The sequence below is a fragment of the Pseudoflavitalea rhizosphaerae genome, assembly GCF_003991355.1.
Taxonomy (GTDB): domain Bacteria; phylum Bacteroidota; class Bacteroidia; order Chitinophagales; family Chitinophagaceae; genus Pseudobacter; species Pseudobacter rhizosphaerae.
In genome coordinates this window covers 192,779-212,268 of the sequence record NZ_RCSU01000005.1, presented here as the reverse complement: position 1 = coordinate 212,268, position 19,490 = coordinate 192,779, and the positions used below count along the sequence as shown (strand labels likewise).

The window sequence follows — 19,490 nt, the reverse complement described above, 5'->3', positions numbered from 1 at the left end:
GGTTTAAACGCCAGCGATGCGTCTCTTGTATTCTGCCAGCGCATCTTCCAGCCGTTCACGCGCCGTGGTATCTCCCGGCACATTGTGGGATGGATGGATATGCAGCTTCACGCCTTTCTCCACCAGGATCTCGGCAACTGTTATAACGGTCATCCATACACAGGTGATGAAAGCCATTGTAGATACAGGTCCCAGTTTATCCTGGTGGTCCTTGATGGCTACGGAAGCATCCCCGATCGGCGCACAGGTATCCACTACAATATCGGCCAGTTCAAAAATGGTCTTGCCGCTGGAGTGACGTGTTTGTTTCCCTTCAGCTTCTGCAGCCGAACCAAAAGCGATCACTTTCATTCCCTTCTTCCTGGCTTCAATGGCCACATCGATATTCACATTATTGATACCCGAATGCGAGAAGAGCCACATCGTATCGCGGGAGTCGAAGGTATAACCTTTCATGATCTCTACGCCATATCCTTCCACTCTTTCCAGGAAAACGAACTGGTGAACGCCCATTTCGCCGGTAATGCGGGTAAAGAAAGTAAGCGGCAGCTCCACCATGGGATGGAACCCTACAAATCCCCCGATGCGCGGATACATTTCTTCGATGGGAATAGTGGCATGGCCGCAACCGAAAGTATGCACCCATCTTCCACACTCGATACTGGCAGCCATCACTTCGGCGGCTTTCCTGATATTATCCATCTGTGTTTCTTCGATCCGGGTCATTACATCCCTTGCATTTGAAAGCCATTGTTTTGCTAACATAATTGTTTATTTATTGATAGTAGATTGATTGTTACGAAAAAGTACCAGACTGACGATCATCATACAGGCGATCACCAGATAGGATACGGAGGTAAGATGGGCGATGCCATATTCATGCACCACCACACCCATCAGGTAATTGAGCAGCATATTTCCTACTAACGCAAAAGCAAATACGAAGCTGAATGCCGTACCACTTTGCTGTGGGAAGCGCTCCCCCACGATGCCCAGCATCACGGGAAAACCTGCCGCCACTCCAGCCCCTGAAAGAACGAGCCCGGCAATCATCAATGGCTTGTAATGCCCGTACTGCATCAGCAGCACACCAATTGCCAGTAATAACAGGCAGGTATAGATGCTGGTCTTTGGCGATACATTACTCAGTATGCTTCCGTTCAACAGGCGCATAAGCACCATGCCTGCCACATGCAGGGTGAGCGCAAAGAGCGCAGCCCTTTCATCCATCCCTCCTTTTTCAACCAGGTAAGTGGTAGCCCAGTTATTGATGATGCCTTCGATGCTGCTTTGGAAAAACAGGAAAAATGCAATCAGCATCAAACTGCCGTTCAGCAATTGTTTCCAGGCAGGAAGATTTCCGGGTTCCTTTGGTTTTGCGCCGGGGAACCTGATGAACATATAAACCGCAGCAATAAGCGCAGTGAATATGCCTACCCCGGCCACTACCTGGTCGGCCGCAAAGCGACCTGCCAGTAAACCCAGGAGCAGGGGCATTCCCAATGCGCCTATGCCGAAGAAAACGCCCAGCAGGCTGAGGTCTGCGCCTTTGTTCCTGGTGCTGATATCTGCCACTACCGCATTGGTGGCGCCATTCACGATGCCACTTCCCACCCCAAACACATACACACTGAGTTTGAGCCAGGGTAAAGATCCCGCATATGCGATCCCTTCAAACCCTGCGAACATACCAAGGCAAGCCAGCACCAGCAGCCATTTGTAACCGTAGCGATCGCACACAGGCCCGAATACCAGTGAGCCGGTGAGGATTCCAATTGGCAACAGCGAAAAAATAGTTCCGGCGGCAATCCCATCCAGCTGGAATTTCTGTTTGAGAAATCCGGCCACAGCGCCAAGTGTGATCAGACTAATGCCAAAGAGCAACATGCCCAGACAGGCAGCCAGGAAAACAAGGTTCTTTTTATACATGGAGCTAATCGTTATCGGGCAGCTTTCGCCTGAAGCGCCAGCAATCCTGCTCCCCAGCAACCGGCCACAGGCCCGAGTTGCGAAGGCACAATCTCCACCCTCTTTATACTCAGCGGCTGCGCCCATTTGGCGGCCTCTTCATAAATAGAAGGGATCAATGGAATGGCCGGCCCGAATACACCGCCACCCATAATGATCTTTTCAGGATTGAAGATACTCACGAGATTGGCTACAGCCATTCCCCACCATTCCACACATTGCGATATGATCTGTTTCGCCAGCGGGTCTCCCTGCTCCCAGGCAGCAAAGACAGCCGCGGCATCTGAATTCGTTTGTAGAGGACCGTTATAGGATGGATCAGCATCCATCATTTCGCGGGCCACTTTGGCAATGCCGTCGCCGGAAGCAAGGGTCTCAAAATGCCCGCACTGCCTGTATTTGGGAAGCCAGGGCTTATCCATCGCCATCCACCCGATAGCGCCGGCAGTATCATTCCTTCCCCTGAGAAAATGTCCATCAGCCAGTATGCCCGCGCCAATTCCGGTGCCTACGCCAATGAAGATGGCATCGGTACAGCCCTGTGCAGCGCCCTTCCAGGCTTCGCCCATTATATAACAGGTTCTGTCGCTATCGATGGCAACAGGAATACCTGGCGCCACCGCGGCAATTTCCGCCTCCAGGGGATACTGTTCCCAGCCGGGAATATTCGGCGCCCATACAGTTCCTTCATTTCGGTTACTGATGCCTGGTATGCACACGCCTATCGCGGCTACAGGATCTTCTTTTTCCTTTTGCTCCTGCACCAGTTTCAACACCCGGGTTGTCAGCAATTCACCCACCGCCGCGCCTGTACGCTTCTCCAGGGGAATACTTTCCCTGCCCAGCAATTCAGCTGCTTCAGAGAAAACTGCCATTGCCAGTTTTGTACCACCAAGATCGATCCCTAATAGCGACATACCATTTATTTCAGATCAGTGAAAAAGATTGTGTCGAAATCATTTTCCTGCGGCCCATTGAAAGGCTGCCAGCAGGTAGATGAGCGAAGCCGTTCCGTCCATCGTTGGTTCATTGGTGGAATAATCCCCGTAGTCGTCGTGGTATACAGCCAACTGACTTTGAAAAGGCGCATAAGTATCGGGGTTATTCAGTTTAATGCCGATTAGATTATTATAGATATTGCCATAAACCGGACCATCTACCAGGCCGCCATCGATGGGCGCTTTCATGAGATGTGTGAAGGCGGCATGCGGATCAACAGGCGTATCGCCATGTGCCGGTAATCCATACACCATCGAAGTACCCCAGGGATTGCAACCAAAGAGCCAGTCGAAGTTGGCCTGCTCCAGTTCTCGGAATTGCTGATCATTGGTTAGCTGCCTGTACCAGTAGCACTGGATCGCGAAGGAAGTGGTGAGATTGTTGCTGCACCAGATAAAAGGAATGCCGCGATAAAAAGCATTGGCCTTCGCCTTGTTCCAAACACGAACGATACCGGTACGATAATATTGAAGTACGGAATCCCTTTGTTTTCCTTTGAGGTTCCTGCCCAGTTCATAATGGCCGAGGTTGATGAAAGGATACCATTGGTAATGTTTGGCGGTATCGTCGCCGAGCCAGGGTGTAACCGGCTCCTGCCTTGCATAATGCATGGCCTCACTGTTACGCTTCAAGGTAGCGGCTGCAAACTCCATATCATCCACCCAATTGTCCTCCGCATAGATATAAGGAGATTTCACGGAAGCCGTTTGCGTAACGCCGGGCTTACGCAGAGCGAACCGGTAAGCAGTGCCGGCTTTGTATTTCATTAATTTACTAAAGTCGTTATCAATATTTTTGTAAATACCGGATGCAATGGCGAACGCGCTTGCAAATTTGCCAGCCGTACTGGAGGTGCCGGTAGTATTGTTCATGAATTTGCCCCTCACCTGCGGCTCGCCACTGATAAAGTAAACCGGTCGCTCATAGCCACGGCCGTACATGCTATCGAGGCCGGGTATACGCATCCCTGCATGGTCCCTGTCGTCCGCAACCTGGTTGAACATCCACTCATCTTTCGGATGCATTTTCAGAAGCCAGTCGAGCCCCCATTTAGCTTCATCCAGCACATCGGCAATGCCGTTGCTGCCGGGCAATCCATTGGCGGCATGATGATCGGTGAATACGGAAGGGAAATCTCGCCAGGCCATCAGCAAATGCGAGGTGGCATTGGCGGAAGTAGTGGAATACTGTAAATAATCACTGGCATCATGCCAGCCGCCACTCACCGGAACGAAGGTGCTGTCCGGCATCGGGCCGTATAAAGTGAAGCCATCGTACATATGACAACTGTCATTAAGAAAAGGGTTGAAACCCGATCGCTGCTGTCGCATATAACGCAAACAGAAATCGGCCGCTCCATCGTATACATCTTTTCCTATCCTGAAGAAGGGCGACCTGGTTTTGCCAGCCTGTATATAATAAGTACCGGGCTTGGTGAAAGAAGAGAAATTCAGTCGCCATGTCTGTTCAAAAGGACCATAAGCGCCCATTGCCTTACCTGCTGTTTTACTGAGCAATCTTTTACCGGTGGCAGAATCAACCAGGTGGAATGTGCTGATGGAACTTGTTCCTTTGCTTCCATACACAGCAACTTTTACACCGGCCGGCGTGTAACCAAGCTGATTGATGCGGACCCAGGCAGAGTCGGCATCCTGGGCTATGGCGGCAGTAAACGGGAATAATACAGGCAAGATCCAGGTAAAACATTTCTGGCTGCCCCTGAGCGGATATATCTTATGCAACATGCTGTTTTTTGCTGTTTTGATAGGTGTAAATTATAAATAATGCACGAATCAGCAAAATAAAATCAAATCTGGTTTGATACAGTTTTTATATTTGTTGAACAATACTAACAGCCATGCTTCAGGAAGAACGCCAGAACATCATCATCAACCAGATCAACCTGCATCATAAAGTTCTTACAACGGATCTCAGTAAGTTACTGAATGTTTCGCTTGATACAGTGCGCCGCGACCTGCATGAGCTGGAAGAAAGCGGCCGTATTGTGAAAGTGCATGGCGGTGCGGTATCCAAATCGTTCCATATCCCTTTCCAGCAGCCCAGTGTATACGCCAGGGAAGAGAAAAGGGAAGTTGCACATAAGGCATTGTCCCTTTTCAAAGATGGCATGAACATTCTTATGGGCGGCGGCACCATTATGCTGGAGATGGCGCGCATCATTCCCAAGAACCAGAAAGGCACAGTATTCACGGTGAGCCCGCTGGTTGCCCTGGAAATTGCACAGCGTTCAAACATCCGCGTTATACTGATAGGCGGCGAAGTATCGCACGACGCCTATGTTTGCACAGGCCCCACAGTGATCAGCCAGCTATCTGAGCTGCATGTGGATATCGCATTCATTGGAGCGAATGGATTGTCTGCAAAGGAAGGATTAACGGACCACGACTGGGATGTGGTGCAGGTAAAGAAAGCACTGATGAAAGCTGCCGGTAAAACGGCAGTGATGTGTATTTCAGAAAAACTGGACATTCCCCAGAAGCTGGTGGTGAACCCGCTTCACGCTATAGATGTACTGATTACCGAACTCTCCCCAACGGACAAACGATTACAGAAATATGCCAAAACCCTGAAAGTGTTATAGCCGGAATTTCGGAGAGCCGGCAGTCGCTCGCCTCTGGCGAGTGACTTGTATTTAGTCGCCTCCGGCGACGCAGTGTTCGCCGGAGGCGAACAAATAACCGTCACTCGCCAGAGGCGAGCGACTGCTCCCTAAGTAAATACTTCAGATTTTCATTCAAGAAAGAATTTGGCAAAACGCCCAGCCAGTTTTTGCAGGAGCTGAAGAAATAGCGCTCCCCTGGCACCGCATTTGAAGTATCTCCTTAAAGATATCTTATGAATGCAGTACAGGAACCTAAGGTTTATCACAGGACTCTGAAAGTAAAAGGCCTGGATATTTTTTACCGGGAAGCCGGTGATCCTTCCAACCCTGCCGTTTTGCTGATGCATGGATACCCTAACTCCTCTTTTTTGTACAGAAAATTATTACCGGCGCTGGCCGCAGCAAATTATTACGCAATTGCCCCTGATTTCCCCGGAATGGGTTTTAGCTCCTATCCTTCCGGAGATGAATTTCCATATACCTTCAGGAATTTTGCAAACATCATTGCTGCTTTTACAGAAAAAATGCAGCTCAAGAAATTCGCTATTTACCTGCATGATTATGGTTCATTGATCGGCATGCACGTTGCGCTGATGCATCCTCCTGCCATTATTTTCCGGGCGGATAATCCGGGATATTCTTTCCTAAGATTATATCTCTTTCAACAATGAGCATTCCATTCACCACCCTGGGCTTCACAATTCCTGACCCGGCCCGGTTTTCCAGGTTTTCTCTTTTAGATTGCGTCAATAGCGGATCATCAGCAAAAAGATATTCATCGATATAGTATTCGTTCTTATCAGCCTCCTTTACGGTAACATGAATATGCTCAGGCTCACTCCTGTCAGGATAAGTGGCCGGCCTGAAAGTATAGAAAGTATATTTTCCATCTTTCCCGGTTTTTATCCATCCCCTGATAAAGCCATGTCTTTTTGCCCAACCGGTTTCATCGCCTCTCTTTTGATAGATACCATTCCTGTTGGTATGATAAATATACACGATAACATCCTTTGCCGGTGTTTTCCCATCTTTCATGAACACCGTCCCCGAAATCTTCATCTGGGGTTGGTTGTTCTCAAATTCGGGCAAAGTGTCGATGGGACCAAGTTTTTTATTCCCATACTCATAAATGGCTTCGCAACCTTCGCAGCTGCCACCTACATGCCTGGATGGCGCCTGCCTGGTTTGTGCATTACAGGACGCACAAAACCACAGTACAATAAATAGGTTTAACTGAAGTGTAATAGTCCTGACATTCATAGTTTGTGGTATTTAATAATTGAATGATCACAAAACTATCGCTCATGAAAGAGGGAGAAATGCCGGATATTGTAAGCTGATGAGTTTATTGGCTAACCTGATGACCTTGACTGAATCGTTTTCTTGAATTCCGCTGCATACGTTCTGCTTAACCTGACAATTTCACCTGTGGTCATTTCCAGGTCGTAGTCTCCGTTCAGCCTTGACCTGAAAGCGCTGACCTTGCTTATGTTCACCAGGGCGGATTTGTGTACTCGGACAAACAGTTTATTGTCCAGTTGCGCAGCAACAGATCTCAGGGTTTCTGAATGCAGGTATTTTTTGTTTTCAAGATGGATATAGATATAGGGAGTAGCTGAAGTGATTTGAATGATCTCATCGGTATTCACCAATACATTGTCTTTTCCGTTATTGATGACGATGGTTGCTATACTGGTATTGATTTGCAAATCGTTTTTCCTACGGTCAGGAATCACCCAATACCGGAACCCCAGTACAAAGATCGAATAAACAAGGAACAAAACTGTGAGATGGTTGATCAATGTATAACTGAAAAACTTGTAGAGGTCATATCTCCCGGCATAGAACAGCTCCGAGAGCACCAGGTTAATCAGTGGCAGGCAAAAAAGATGGACCAGGATGGGCGTGACGATGAAAATGGCCGTTTGAGCCGCAGTTCTTAATGACTCCTGTTGCAACCTGCGATAAAGAAAAGCCAGCATTGGAATAAATAAGGGCCATACTGTTTTGTACAACAGGGATTCATTGAAATAAAATGCATTTCCATTCCTTTTCGATTCCAGAAAATCCTGCAATATAGCCAGTGCCGCAACCGACAGGAATAGAATGGAAAGTAGGAACAGGAGTTTTCTCATATTAAGGGAAAACCCGGGATCCCCTTGTTTGTTTGTAATGGAGGCGGCCATATGTATAAAACTGGTTTTAACCCTTTATATCAGGACTGGTTGTTTGTTGCGGCTTTGCGGCCAGCAGCAGAACGGCAATTTCATTCAGACCTTTGATAGTGGCGTAATCGATCGCCTTCTGCTCTTTAGCATTTACAACAGTAACATCTGCACCTTGTTCAAGAAGGTGCTTTACTACGTCTTTTTTACCTGCAGAAGTGGAATAATGTAAAGCCGTATTACCGGACTCATCCTGGATGTTCACATTGGCCCCGCGTTCCAGCAGGAGTTTCACCATGCTCAGGTGTCCGTTCTTTGCCGCCACATGCAAGAGGCTTTCGCCGCCATAACTGTAGCTGTGATGAAAATTGAAGCTCGCCTCCATGGAAAGATTGTTGGCAGTCTCCACCCAACTGAGATAACTATTCATACTTTCTGAACTTCCGGATACGGGCTGACTGAAATCCACGCTTACGCCATTATCCAGGAACAGGGCCACGATCTCTTTTTGATTTTTGGCACAGGCATACCAGATGGGCGACAATCCTTCTTTGGAAGTGATCAGCACATCCGCGCCCTGTTGCACCAGCAGATTGGTAAGCGCGCGGTTAGCATCATAGCAGGCGATCAGCAGGGCGGATTCACCGGCATGGTTTACATGATTGAGGTTAGCACCGTTTTCCAGCAGGAAGGAAACCATTGGCTGGTTCTTTGTGCGAACGGCCATCAGCAGCGCCGTGTCTCCGGCTTTATTGGTGGCATCCACATTGGCGCCCTGGCGAACAAGCAGATCAGCCACCTCTTTCGAGCGGGCAGCAACGGCCATCATGAGCGGTGTTTCCGATTCATTGTTTTCCAGGTTTACATCCATGCCCAGCTCCAGCAGCCTGGTCACCACTTCGCTTTGTCCGGTTCGGGCAGTGAGATGCAGGAGGCCGTTACCCTGGTTATCGTTTATATCAGTACGTGCGCCTTTATCGAGGAGATAAACGGCAGTTTGTTTCTGCTTTTGCAGACATGCGAAATACAAGGGTGTTTCGCCGTTATGATCTTCATAGTCGATATCAGCACCGGCCTCTGCCAGCAGTTTCACGAGATCGAGATAGCCACGGTGTGCGGCATAATGAATGGCAGTACGGCCTTTTTCATCTGTATAGCTGACATCCACTTCATTATTGGCGAGCAGTATTTCAGCAATCTTCCGTTTGCCGCTTTCGCAGGCTATGATAAATGACATCGACATTTTTTACACTTTTTGTTTGAGCAATAGTTCAACTGTTTTGGCTTTGAGATTGTCTTGTGCGGCCAGCATCATTGGCGTTTGGTCCTGGTCGTTAGTAGCATTGGGATCAGCGCCTGCCGCGATGAGGAGTTTTACTTTTTGATACAATTGCCGCGCAGCATCCTGATCATAGTTGACATTGTATGCGCATACCTGGTGGAGGAGCGTATTACCCTCATCGTTCCGGCGATGTACATCGGCAGCGCCGGCAGCAAGAGCAGCATTCAGAAAGCCCGATGGTTTTTCGCAGATCCAGTCGAGTGCAGATTTGGCTTTTCCGTAATGGGGTGAGGTCTGGTACAGATCGGCGCCATCTTCTATGAGGGCGGTCAGCAGACCAGCTTCTTCCTCATTGCCGTTGCGACGCATGCGCACAGCGCCGAGCAACAGCGTTTCGCCATCCCTGGTAGTTCGATCGAGATCCGGCGAAGCAAATGCAGTGAGCCACCTGTAGGTTTCAGAATTGCAGACCTGGTGTACAACGGCACAGTAAAATGGCGTTTCACCTTTGGCGTCCGGCTGATTCAGGTCTGCACCTTTCTCCAGCAATAACCGGATATAAGGCTTCTTATTTTTACTGATAGCCAGGTGCAGGGGCGTTTCACCTGCAACGTTGCCATCGTTTACATCGATACCTTCATTTAACAGGTATTCAATGTACTGCAATCCTCTCTCCTCTTTTATATTAAATTCCTGCACCACTTTATAAAGATGGCTGGCCTCGGCATTGTTCTTACGGTGCAGGTTACAGCCCGTATCCACCAATACCCCGATAACGGCAAGGGGTACCTGCAAAGCAAAGGCGATATCCAGCAGGGTTTTGTCCTGCACTGCATCGCCAACATTATCCAGCCTGGAAAGGAAGTCGCGCAGGAATTGCAGTTTGTCATCATCTTCATTCACCCACCGGAATAGTACTTCGAACACACCGTTTTCAAGTTTATCGTACTCATAGATATCGGTTTCGATCAGGCCGTCACTGACGAGGTTCAATAACAACGGGTATGCCTTAGCCTGCAGAAGGTTACCGAAGAGTTGCCTTACTTCATAATCAGGCAGGTTGCCGGGTAGTTTCTCTCCCTGGCCGGCCAGGGTGGCCGCCAGTTCCAGGTCACGGGTCTTTAATGCATTCAACAAAGCGGTCATGACTATTATAATGGTTTGATTCAACTAAGGTAGAATATTTAGCTTTCGCTCACGATCAGGTCTTCTATATCAAAGTCTGTGCTAATCTGGCAATAGATCAGCATATCCGGATATTCTTTTTTTGCTTCCAGTACGAGGGAATACATTTCATCCGGGTAAAACCTGATCTCTTTCAGCGTTAGTTCTTCCTGGAGACCTTTGTAATCATCAGCTCCCGGCTCATAATCCGATCCGGCATAAGCTGAATCAGTCAGCTCAATCGCCATTTGCCGCGTCAAATCTTCCAGCACTTCCTTTGTAAGTGTTTGGGTCCAGGCACGCGCTTCTTCCACCAATGCGTTGAAATCTTCCAATGCAGGGGCCTCCTCTTCCAGGTCGAACTGTACTGTAATATTTCCGGTAATTCCGGAGGAATAATTCCCAATTAACAGTTCCTCCTCCAAATGCAAATTTTCAAAATCGGGCATAGTAATACTTTTAGTGTGTGCATCAGGGTAATACAACCAGTACTGCAATGTTTTCAGAGCTTCCTGGGATGCGTGTTGATGAAGTTATATGATTTGACGGATTAATTGATCGTTCAGCCTGCCCGTTTTACGGGTAACCACATTTTTCGATCACATAATCTTTTAATTGCACTGCTTATATTAACTATATTGTTTTTTCTATTTATATTTATTTCCTGGTTCTCTTTTCGAAATAGCAACTCATAATTTGCGGTTATTTTAACCACAACTCCCTCTTTTCCCTTTACTATTTTTCAGCGTTTGGACATACGGGCATAATCAATCATTAAACCTAAATACTATGAAAAAAACAATTTCAGATCAGGAGTTCTATTCCGGACTGGAAGGTCTTCCGGAAATCAAATACCCATTTCAAGACGAAATCCATCCTGATTATCAAAAAGCACGTGAGGAATATTACGAATGGATTGATGATGAATACAGCTTTCACAGTATGGAAGCCCGTGAGAAACATAAAAAGCATCATTTCGTGGATATTGCAACCCGTGGACTACCTTTTTTAAGATCGATAGAAGAAATTCGTCCCTTGTCGGTCTATACCGCTAACGGATCTATGATGGATGATTTTTTTGACCGATGCACACTGGAGGAAATGTATAAAATAAGTGCCCGGATAGATGACATCTTAACTGGCAGAGAACCTGATGAGCCGAAAGAGAAAGGTATTTTCCATTTTTACTGGCAACTGCGGCAATTTGCTATAGAATGTGAGCTCCCTGAAACCTTATACAGGAGATTTGTAAAATCCATACATGCCGTGTTTGATGGTTACGCTGAAGAAAAGACCTACTGCAGAGCAAACACAACCGCACCACTGCCAGTGTATACGATCATCCGTGCAGATACCAGCGGCGTTCTTCCATATTGCATTTACGTTGCCCTTCAAAAAGAATACCGAAAAATTCCGGATGAAATTTTCGACCAACCTCTTATTCTGAGGATTCAAGCATTATGTGCTTATATGATCGGAATACATAATGATCTCATCTCCTTGCCCAAAGAACTTCACAGAGAAGGTGACACCATGAATATTGTAAAAGTGATGCAACATGATCACAAGCTATCTTTGCGTGATGCCTATATGAAGTCTATTGAACTCCATGATCAATATTTGGATGAATTCTTAATTCTGCAAAAACACCTTCCATTTTTTGGTGAGTTTCAAAACCTGGTTGAAGGTTATGTACATGATCTTGGAGTAATGATAGCGGGCATATATAAATGGCATACTGCAGATACTACACGTTATGTGAACGGAGGCTATGTAGAGGGAGAATATGTAAGTTGATCTTACTGGACCTGCTTCATCTTAGCTCAGTTTTTTGGGGCTTTCGATTTATTTTCTATTGCTTATTGATAGTTCTCAATGCTTTTTTGATAATGTACTTAGTCTCTTTTGTTCCACTTTCCTTATCCCAACGCCCGCAAAGTTCCTTTACGAAATCGGGGCAGGTTTTGCTTGCGTCATTCAGCCAATTACCCACGCTTTCCTGTACATATTTTGCAGGGTCGGATTTCAACGGCTCTAAGATGGGTAACGCCAATGCAGGGTTCCGTTTCAAGGGTTCAATATGTTCACACCATACGCCACGGGGACGGATTGCTTCCGTAGCGAACCGTCTTATATTTTCATCATTACTGGTTGTCCATTCTGCAAGAATGGCAATGCTATTTTCTAAATCCGCGGCTATTTTATTCCTAACAGCCATCCAACTGATTTCCCTTACCCCAAAATGTTTGTCTGCCGAAAAGGGCAGGATCTCATTGAGGGCTTCGGTTATATTCAGGTTTTCATTTTTCCCGATGGTGTAGGTGGTCCAACAACGAATAAGGTCGGCAGTATGATTTGACATAATTGCCAAAAATCCTTTATCGTCATTTTGTGTCACTTGCTCAAAAAGTCCTGTTCCGATAGCTTCGTTTATCGTGTTTACGGTCTGCTTTTTAAGTTGGTCAATTTTAGACAAAACAGGTTTTAAATAACCTGTTCGTTCATGCTGTTTCAGCAAATTTTCAAGCAAAAGTCTTTGGTCAACTGCCAACCACTCAACAAGGTTGGCAGTTTCGATTTCACCACGGTTTAGCTGTGCTAAAATGTCTATTGGAATATCCTTTGTACTTCTTGCCCCTTTTCTTTTTACTTCGTTCATGATTGTTCAATCAGTTCTTGAATATCTATCCTGTTCATATAGTTGGCACCTACAAACCTGTATGTAAAATTACGATTTGTATCTATTGCAAAAACCGCAGTGATCAGTTTCCTTTTTTTAGACGCTCCTGTAAATCTACGGTTTCATCATTTGTGTTTGGCAGGCTGTAATCGGGAAATGGAAAACCCAGATTGTGTGTGGCGTATAAATGAGGGCGAAAATTGCAGAGCAAAAAAATGGGACAAATCTGTTATTTTCAGACTTGTCCCATGAGGTGAACCCTGTGGTACAAAACTCGAACCACTTTTTAGCGGATTTAAGACTATTGAGTGAATTGTAAATAGTTGGAAAGCTCTACAGTTAGTAGTAATCTTATTAAATTCTATTGTGGTAAATCTATTAAATCATGCAAAACATATTTATATAATATGATCGAATATAACCAGATTTAGCTGGTAACCATGCCTATTAAATCCAGCGACTCTTCTTCTATCCACTTATTATCTTGTATTAGCCGTTTAATGAGATTAATGGCTTCATCAGAAAAGTCCTCCTGCTTTAAGCCCGATAGTCTTTTATTAAAATTCCATCTGCTCTTATGATGTGGCGAATCGATTGGAAGCGCAATTTCGTAACCATCCGGAATTAATAAGTTCAGTTCATAACCTTTAGATTGGATTTTAAGTTTTATCCGGGAATAAATGGATAAGCCATGAAAATCCCAATCACAGCAATAATAAATAGGTAGGCGTAATTTGTCTGGATCAATGAAATCTATGATGCCTATATTATTTCCACCAACGTACCATAATTCCAAATTGGCTTCCCGCGCTTTCCATGGATTTTTTAGTCGATCGAGGTTCTCGCACAAGACAATAGATTTAGGGCTAATACAATCCGTTACAAATCTCCATTGAAGATTTTGGGGATCCTTCTCAGGGAAGTCTGTTATACCTAATATTTTACAAACGGCATTTTTTAATCCCGGTTTATTTTCTAAGTACTTAGAGCCTTTATCTTTAAAAATCTTCCCTGAAAATGTCTTAAGAGTTGTTAGGTTCCTAACTAACTCTTCTTTTTGTTCTACTATGAACATTAACGACTGGATATCATCTTCGGTATATTTTCTCCTCGCATCATCCTCCAGATTGGCAGATTGTAAAAACCGAGCATATTGCTCGAAATCCTGTTTGAAATTCTCTTCGTAAAAAGCAGCATATTTAGGTGCAGCTTCGAGTATTTTATTATTACCTGGTTTGAATTTCAGTAATCTTTTTTGTGCCATTAACACGTTAGCGATATAGCCGTTGTCTGTAATCTTAGCATCGGTACGTTTATCAACGTACAATTGATTTAATGCTTTTAAATGCCGCCATGTCAATGCTGTTTTCATATTTCAATTTCGTTCTGTATTGCTGATTTATCTGCTTCACATAAAATAGCCATCGGTGTATAATTTACGGCCGCTTCTTCTTCCATATTTTTATGGAGTATGTAGAGGTACTGTTCCCCATCTTTAAATTTGCCTACCGGACCAATGGAAAGTGAGATAATCTGGTAGTCGTAAAGCTGGGCAATGTCGTGCAGCATGTCGTAGTTTGAACCTAATCCTTCTGCTTCATCAATAGGCATTATTCGTACTGCCGGTTGCTGTTTTTTTCCTTCTTCATTATCCATTACAGAAAGCCTGGCGATGCACAGTAGTGCGATAGCTGCGTATGTTTGCCCCGTGCTGCCTTTATTGATCCTGCCTGTAGCTGATTCCATTTTGAATTCTACTTCGTAATAAACAGAAGGGTCTAATAGCTTTTGTGCTGTTACCTGCATCCCCGCATGTCCGCCACAATCCAAGAATGCGGTTATGATCATATTTTCCAGGTCTATTTTTTCAGCCAGCCTACCAGTAAAATTATTGGATGTGTCTTCCAGGTTCTCCTGAAAACGGCTCATCCATTCTTTTGGGAATAAAATAGAAGTTGTTTTTTTTAACCTGGCTTTGTACCCTCCGGTAATGCTTGTTTCATCCTTTAGAAAATTGTCAATTCTGCGGATAATGTTTTCCTGTTGTGAGGCAGCAACATCTACATCATGCAGTAGGTCTTTTATCTTTTGTATTTTCCGGTTGTTTAATTGCCGGTTTTTATCATTAATACGGTGCAGGTAATTTGCTATTGTTTCTATAATGGTCTCTTCGGATTGGTCGGAAAGAACCGCATCGTGAAACGCTTGCGGTAACAGACTTTTTGCCAACTCGCTTAAATTGTCGTCTTCTTCTAATCTATATGCCTCCGATGGAATATACTGCTGAATGATCTTTTTATAACTGCTAAAATATTCTGTGTCTGCTATTATAAATGCATCATATTCCTTGTCAGGGTTAGGAATATAAGTATCCGAAATTATATTTTCGGGCAACTCATTGTATAATCCCTGGTATTGATGCTTTACCTTTTCGAGCTTTGTTTTCCATTCCTCATATTCTTTAATCTTATTTTGAATACCGGAGATAGCTGACAATTTAGGCAGTATATCATGCTGGCTGTCCTTTATAAATGCGCCTTTGTCTAAAGCCTGTTTAAATGTTGCCTGAACATTGCCTTTAGTCAGTTCATATGTTCTGGCTATTTCCAAAATTATGCTCCCAAATTCATCGTTACTTTCTAGTTGAGTAGTAAAATTATCTGTAGCGTTGTTAGCAACGCCCTGATATGACTTGAACACACCTAGCTGGGTTTTGCTATCCGTAATCTGCTCCCGAATCTCGTCCAGCTTTTGCTTTGCCTCGTTGTAGCCATCTTCAATTTCGGATTTGTTTTTATATACCTCTAAGGCTTTGGCAAAATCTGTCTCCCCAACCTGTAAAGAATCTATCAGCTTGTAGGCGGTCACTCTTTCTTTATCATTATAAGCCGCTAATGCTTCTGTTGGATTGGGGAGGGTTAGCAGTATCGTTTGTATTGCGGGATAATCAGCCAGCTTCTTTTTGGCATTGGTGATATCCTTATCAAGCGAGGTGGAATATGCCGAAAAATAGGATGTAATGGTTTGCGTGTCGGTCGTATCAAATATTTGTTTGGGCGTGTATAGCACAAATTTTCTTATGCCTTTTAAGTTTATCCAAAAGCCGGTCGCTTCTTTTTCAACTATCTCCAAGGCATCGATAAACTCTTTGGGAGACGGCAAATAGTCTTTATTGTTTGAGGGCTTTTTCCTTGGTAGATTTTGAAACCCGATGATGGCGCTTTCTTCTTCGAGCGTAAATGCTCTTTTTTGCGCTATGGCCCAGTTGGCAAACGAATCGGGGTCATTGAGGTTTGAAAACCGCTTAAGTATTTCTTTAGTTTCAAGTTCAATTTTTAGCGCTGCGATTGTATCGGTTAAAAACTGATTGAGCGATTCAATAGTATCTTTTACTTCAAGCTGGTCAAATGCTGTTTCAAGATTTTTCGATTTTAGTTCTTTTGTCAGGTTTTGAAGATTTCCCTTTTTTGAGCGAACCAGGTTATTTTCTTCATACTTGTCACGAAGCTGTTCTAATGTACAGTTAGCCTCCTGTAGCCATTTTTGCACCTTCCCGGTTTCTCTGTAAGTCAGCAGGCTTTCATCGTATTTATTACTTAAAGCTTGTTTTTCTATTTCTAATTCAGGGATTGCTGATTCAAGATGAGTGATTTCTGCTTTCAGCAGCTCGTGAATAATACTGTAGTGTTGTTTTGCTTTTGCAAACTCTGTAATGATATCAGTTATTTCTCTACGAAGTGTATGGGTCTCCTGGTTTGCATACAATAGCTGCTGGTCTATCCATATTTTTTGATACTGGTCCCGCTCATCCCGATTCTTTTTAAGTGTCAACAGGGCGGCTTCTTTTTCGGTTACACGGGCTATTTCCTGAAGGTTGGAGCCGTATTCTCCTATGGTTGCCTCCATGTCTTTTACTGCTGTCTTATACGTTTCGTAAATACTGTTGGCCGTATCTCTACCGAATAAAAAGTCTTTAAGGCTACTACTTCTTTGCGTATCTAAAAGTTTGCCTCTTGAAAACGACTGCAGGATTTCGGCATAGTCTTTCAGTTGCCTGTCGTTGGCTGAAAGGTCTATAGGTAGAATGTTTTGTTTGTACAGCAGCTCGTGGTATTTTTTTAACCTCGACCATGATTGGCAAAGCAAGCCCTTGTCTGTTAAAATATCTTTTAGCTGATCGAGTGGCTGAATATTATCATCCACTACAAGGTCTTTATGCAGTATTGGCTTGTCCAGGTAAACTATCTCATTTTTGTCAAACCCTTGTTGGATAATAAATGCCTGCACATTTCTATTGCCTGTTTCTATATAAGCACCTGCAACCAGGTATTTGTTGGGTTGCATTTCTATATTCAACAAAGCATAGCCCATTGTTTTGCTATGCCCACCTTCAGTGAGTACCATTCCTTCCGGCTCTCTTTTCCCTGTTGCTTTAGTAGCCGATTCAAAGGCATCGGATCCAACAAAAATGAGTTGTATCAGGTCGGCTATCATGCTTTTGCCTGAGCCGCTTTCGCCTATGAAATCTGTACGGAAAGGGTGGAATAAATAGTCAAACTCTTGGTGGTGTATTAACCCCAGAGTGGATAAAGAATATATGCGGGGATATTGCTTCATTTGGTTGCTTCTATTTTAATCCATTCGTCAATATTGTTGATATAATCGGCATACAGTTTTGGCAATCTTTGGAATGATGGTAATACGTCAAAATTGTCTTCCTGCAATTCAACCCATCCTATTTTTTCAAACGCCTTCATTGCATTTGCTACCACAGCATCCATTTTCTTTTCTGTCATTTCTGTAATTTTTAGGTTCTTTGCCTTTGCCAATACCCGGAACAGACCTTCTTTAAACTCTTCATAATCCTGCCTGAGCATACGCTGGAAGGCTTTTACTGAGGATAGTTCTATGTAGTTATCAATAAAAATGGCTTTGTACAGCATAAAGCCAACAATTACATATTCGTTCTGCAGAAAATGCCTGTTGTCAATCGGTATGTTTCCTCTTGAATCGGGCATAAAGTCGAGGTAATAATATTTGTCGTTTGCTTCTCCTCCATGCTCCAACTTAACTCCAAAGTAGGTGCGGTAGTATTGTTTGATACTCTCTTCATTATTGGCAATAAAACGGAACCACCAAGCTTGTTCTTTCCATTGCTGGATATGCCTGCCGTTTTTGAGCGCATAGTCTACCCTGGCAAAATAATTCTCAGCCTCACTGTCCTCCAGGAATGACCAGGGCGTTATTTCTGTTGTATTGTTATCTGCCATAATGTTGTTTTTATTCCCTGACGACTTTTTGTAACGGCTGGGTTTATTGTTACGCTATATTGCTGCTGCTGTTCGTACCGTTTTATTGCTCGATATAGTACTGAAATTGCCAGGCCTAATGTGTTATCTCCTTTTTCCTCCTGAATGATCCTGAAAAAACAATCGGATAAATCCACTTGCTTTTCTTCTGCCAATTGTTTTGCTATTATACCCAACCATCGTGTTACATCATCTTGTTGAAATACCTGGCGGATGGTTGTTGCAAATGCTTTTTGTTTTAGCTCAGGGGTTTCTACAGCTACAATGCGTTTTTTAGGTTTGACAGGAAACAGGTAGGTCTTTCGCTCTACAATCGTGAAGTTTGAGATGGCAAGACTGGTTATTGTATGATGAATGCCAGCCGGCAATGACAATTCCTTTTTACCTTCTACATTCGTTTCTGTACTGTTGCGGATTAAGTAGCCCAGAAATTTCTCTATCCTTACATTAAAGAGTGGTTTATTTAAATTGCTGAAGAGTTGCTTTATCCGGGGTTGTATCCGGTCGAGCCTTTTATCAATCAATAATAGTACGTGGCGCATTTCCTGAAAAAAGGAAATGGCACCATCTGTGCCTCTATGTATTTCGTCGCTGTCGTATTGCTCTGCATATTTGTTGAGCAGCCTTCTTATTTCCTCTGTTGCCCGGAAAGCGGTTCGCAATTCTTTATTTTGGCTACGGATGACTTCAAAGCGTTCGTCAATCTGGCGTAACGTATCTAAAATTGTTCCTTCCTGTAAGCTGAGTTTTTTATTTTCTCTTAGGTCCGCTACGGATTGATCAATCTGCTTATCGAGGTAATCTAATTGGTTTTTTAAGCGGGGTTTGAAGGCTGAAAAATCCAGGTCAAACCACTCCTGTACTTTTTCTTGTGTGCTGCAGCCGATGAGTTTATCACGGAGGTTGGTGCAGATTACTTCAATTTGTGTGGGGTCGAAAAATGACTTGAGTGTTTCCTTGGCATGCCTGCAAAAGTTGTAGGCATATTCCTTAAAGCTGTATTGCTGTTTGTCTTCATCATAGCGCAGGAAATATTCCTGTAAATCGCTGATCATGGCATTGTATTGCTCTTTTAGGTGGTATTGCCCGTTGTTTAGATTAACGGAAGATACTTTTAGCAATGCATCGTGTATATCGGACTCTTTAAAGAATTTGTCGGGGAAAGCACCATTCTCCAGCTTTTCATACAGCAATATTATCGCCATGCCTGCTTTTGCATCGGGAAAAAGCAGGCGATAGGTATGTTCCTTTGCGATTTCTGCAAGGAAATCGAAGTTTGTATGGTTAGGTAAAGACATGC

General features: G+C 44.3%; 17 protein-coding genes. 3 read left to right on the top strand and 14 right to left on the bottom strand.

The genetic code is table 11. The annotated features are described in order from the left end of the window. Positions 1-3: 3 nt before the first annotated feature. The 4 genes from D9Y29_RS10645 to D9Y29_RS10630 are packed head-to-tail and all read right to left on the bottom strand — an operon-like array spanning position 4 to position 4,712. The gene (locus tag D9Y29_RS10645; RefSeq protein WP_127127840.1) at positions 4-765 is read right to left on the bottom strand and encodes a sugar isomerase domain-containing protein; all 762 of its coding nucleotides are present in this window, start codon (positions 763-765) and stop codon (positions 4-6) included. 6 nt (positions 766-771) lie between these two features. Continuing rightward, entirely contained in the window at positions 772-1,929 is a 1,158-nt protein-coding gene (locus D9Y29_RS10640) for an MFS transporter (RefSeq protein ID WP_164735357.1), read from the bottom strand. A gap of 11 nt (positions 1,930-1,940) precedes the next feature. Beyond that, complete coding sequence (locus tag D9Y29_RS10635) at positions 1,941-2,885, bottom strand: ROK family protein (protein ID WP_127127836.1); 945 nt, start codon at positions 2,883-2,885, stop codon at positions 1,941-1,943. 39 nt (positions 2,886-2,924) lie between these two features. Continuing rightward, positions 2,925-4,712: a glycoside hydrolase family 9 protein gene (locus tag D9Y29_RS10630; protein WP_127127834.1), complete on the bottom strand. Its 1,788-nt coding sequence runs from the start codon at positions 4,710-4,712 to the stop codon at positions 2,925-2,927. Positions 4,713-4,825: 113 nt separating this feature from the next. Here D9Y29_RS10630 and D9Y29_RS10625 point away from each other — a divergent pair, with 113 nt between their 5' ends. Together D9Y29_RS10625 and D9Y29_RS10620 are read left to right on the top strand one after the other, a co-directional pair. Then, positions 4,826-5,569 carry a DeoR/GlpR family DNA-binding transcription regulator gene (locus D9Y29_RS10625; RefSeq protein WP_127127832.1) on the top strand — a complete coding sequence of 248 codons (744 nt, stop codon included), beginning with the start codon at positions 4,826-4,828 and terminating at the stop codon, positions 5,567-5,569. Positions 5,570-5,823: 254 nt separating this feature from the next. After that, positions 5,824-6,261, top strand: a complete 438-nt coding sequence (locus tag D9Y29_RS10620; protein ID WP_127127830.1) for an alpha/beta fold hydrolase — start codon at positions 5,824-5,826, stop codon at positions 6,259-6,261. Here the strand turns inward: D9Y29_RS10620 and D9Y29_RS10615 are convergent. From D9Y29_RS10615 to D9Y29_RS10595, 5 genes are all read right to left on the bottom strand, one after another. After that, positions 6,200-6,850, bottom strand: coding sequence for a dioxygenase family protein (locus tag D9Y29_RS10615; RefSeq protein WP_127127829.1), 651 nt, complete (start codon positions 6,848-6,850; stop codon positions 6,200-6,202). The genes D9Y29_RS10620 and D9Y29_RS10615 overlap by 62 nt on opposite strands. Before the next feature lie 92 nt (positions 6,851-6,942). Then, positions 6,943-7,725 carry a LytR/AlgR family response regulator transcription factor gene (locus D9Y29_RS10610; RefSeq protein ID WP_164735356.1) on the bottom strand — a complete coding sequence of 261 codons (783 nt, stop codon included), beginning with the start codon at positions 7,723-7,725 and terminating at the stop codon, positions 6,943-6,945. Between the two features lie 67 nt (positions 7,726-7,792). Next, positions 7,793-8,992 carry an ankyrin repeat domain-containing protein gene (locus tag D9Y29_RS10605; protein WP_206513759.1) on the bottom strand — a complete coding sequence of 400 codons (1,200 nt, stop codon included), beginning with the start codon at positions 8,990-8,992 and terminating at the stop codon, positions 7,793-7,795. 9 nt (positions 8,993-9,001) lie between these two features. Beyond that, positions 9,002-10,183 (bottom strand): ankyrin repeat domain-containing protein, encoded by a 1,182-nt coding sequence (locus D9Y29_RS10600; RefSeq protein WP_127127823.1) that lies wholly within the window; start codon positions 10,181-10,183, stop codon positions 9,002-9,004. A 38-nt stretch (positions 10,184-10,221) separates the two neighbouring features. Continuing rightward, complete coding sequence (locus D9Y29_RS10595) at positions 10,222-10,650, bottom strand: hypothetical protein (protein WP_127127820.1); 429 nt, start codon at positions 10,648-10,650, stop codon at positions 10,222-10,224. 340 nt (positions 10,651-10,990) lie between these two features. Between D9Y29_RS10595 and D9Y29_RS10590 the strand changes: the two genes are divergently transcribed. Next, a complete protein-coding gene (locus D9Y29_RS10590) occupies positions 10,991-11,998 on the top strand; it encodes a terpene synthase family protein (protein ID WP_127127818.1) in 1,008 nt (335 codons plus the stop codon). 55 nt (positions 11,999-12,053) lie between these two features. Here D9Y29_RS10590 and D9Y29_RS10585 read toward each other — a convergent pair whose 3' ends face one another. The 5 genes from D9Y29_RS10585 to D9Y29_RS10565 form a co-directional block, all read right to left on the bottom strand. After that, positions 12,054-12,860: a DNA alkylation repair protein gene (locus D9Y29_RS10585; RefSeq protein ID WP_127127816.1), complete on the bottom strand. Its 807-nt coding sequence runs from the start codon at positions 12,858-12,860 to the stop codon at positions 12,054-12,056. A gap of 448 nt (positions 12,861-13,308) precedes the next feature. Next, a complete protein-coding gene (locus D9Y29_RS10580; RefSeq protein WP_127127814.1) occupies positions 13,309-14,253 on the bottom strand; it encodes a toprim domain-containing protein in 945 nt (314 codons plus the stop codon). Continuing rightward, positions 14,250-17,498, bottom strand: coding sequence for a hypothetical protein (locus D9Y29_RS10575; protein WP_127127812.1), 3,249 nt, complete (start codon positions 17,496-17,498; stop codon positions 14,250-14,252). The genes D9Y29_RS10580 and D9Y29_RS10575 overlap by 4 nt, the downstream gene beginning before the upstream one ends. Then, a complete protein-coding gene (locus D9Y29_RS10570) occupies positions 17,495-18,151 on the bottom strand; it encodes a condensin complex protein MksE (protein ID WP_127127810.1) in 657 nt (218 codons plus the stop codon). Before D9Y29_RS10570 ends, D9Y29_RS10575 begins: the two co-directional genes overlap by 4 nt. Further along, complete coding sequence (locus D9Y29_RS10565) at positions 18,124-19,488, bottom strand: hypothetical protein (protein WP_127127808.1); 1,365 nt, start codon at positions 19,486-19,488, stop codon at positions 18,124-18,126. The genes D9Y29_RS10570 and D9Y29_RS10565 overlap by 28 nt, the downstream gene beginning before the upstream one ends. Positions 19,489-19,490 lie beyond the last annotated feature (2 nt).

What these genes read in the sequence shown, in the direction of transcription:
- D9Y29_RS10620 (WP_127127830.1), top strand. Translation starts at nt 5,824, where the DNA reads ATGAATGCAGTACAGGAACCTAAGGTTTATCACAGGACTCTGAAAGTA.
- D9Y29_RS10585 (WP_127127816.1), bottom strand. Translation starts at nt 12,860, where the DNA reads ATGAACGAAGTAAAAAGAAAAGGGGCAAGAAGTACAAAGGATATTCCA.
- D9Y29_RS10565 (WP_127127808.1), bottom strand. Translation starts at nt 19,488, where the DNA reads ATGTCTTTACCTAACCATACAAACTTCGATTTCCTTGCAGAAATCGCA.
- D9Y29_RS10610 (WP_164735356.1), bottom strand. Translation starts at nt 7,725, where the DNA reads ATGAGAAAACTCCTGTTCCTACTTTCCATTCTATTCCTGTCGGTTGCG.
- D9Y29_RS10600 (WP_127127823.1), bottom strand. Translation starts at nt 10,183, where the DNA reads ATGACCGCTTTGTTGAATGCATTAAAGACCCGTGACCTGGAACTGGCG.
- D9Y29_RS10570 (WP_127127810.1), bottom strand. Translation starts at nt 18,151, where the DNA reads ATGGCAGATAACAATACAACAGAAATAACGCCCTGGTCATTCCTGGAG.
- D9Y29_RS10640 (WP_164735357.1), bottom strand. Translation starts at nt 1,929, where the DNA reads ATGTATAAAAAGAACCTTGTTTTCCTGGCTGCCTGTCTGGGCATGTTG.
- D9Y29_RS10645 (WP_127127840.1), bottom strand. Translation starts at nt 765, where the DNA reads ATGTTAGCAAAACAATGGCTTTCAAATGCAAGGGATGTAATGACCCGG.
- D9Y29_RS10615 (WP_127127829.1), bottom strand. Translation starts at nt 6,850, where the DNA reads ATGAATGTCAGGACTATTACACTTCAGTTAAACCTATTTATTGTACTG.
- D9Y29_RS10630 (WP_127127834.1), bottom strand. Translation starts at nt 4,712, where the DNA reads ATGTTGCATAAGATATATCCGCTCAGGGGCAGCCAGAAATGTTTTACC.
- D9Y29_RS10575 (WP_127127812.1), bottom strand. Translation starts at nt 17,498, where the DNA reads ATGAAGCAATATCCCCGCATATATTCTTTATCCACTCTGGGGTTAATA.
- D9Y29_RS10595 (WP_127127820.1), bottom strand. Translation starts at nt 10,650, where the DNA reads ATGCCCGATTTTGAAAATTTGCATTTGGAGGAGGAACTGTTAATTGGG.
- D9Y29_RS10605 (WP_206513759.1), bottom strand. Translation starts at nt 8,992, where the DNA reads ATGTCATTTATCATAGCCTGCGAAAGCGGCAAACGGAAGATTGCTGAA.
- D9Y29_RS10625 (WP_127127832.1), top strand. Translation starts at nt 4,826, where the DNA reads ATGCTTCAGGAAGAACGCCAGAACATCATCATCAACCAGATCAACCTG.
- D9Y29_RS10580 (WP_127127814.1), bottom strand. Translation starts at nt 14,253, where the DNA reads ATGAAAACAGCATTGACATGGCGGCATTTAAAAGCATTAAATCAATTG.
- D9Y29_RS10590 (WP_127127818.1), top strand. Translation starts at nt 10,991, where the DNA reads ATGAAAAAAACAATTTCAGATCAGGAGTTCTATTCCGGACTGGAAGGT.
- D9Y29_RS10635 (WP_127127836.1), bottom strand. Translation starts at nt 2,885, where the DNA reads ATGTCGCTATTAGGGATCGATCTTGGTGGTACAAAACTGGCAATGGCA.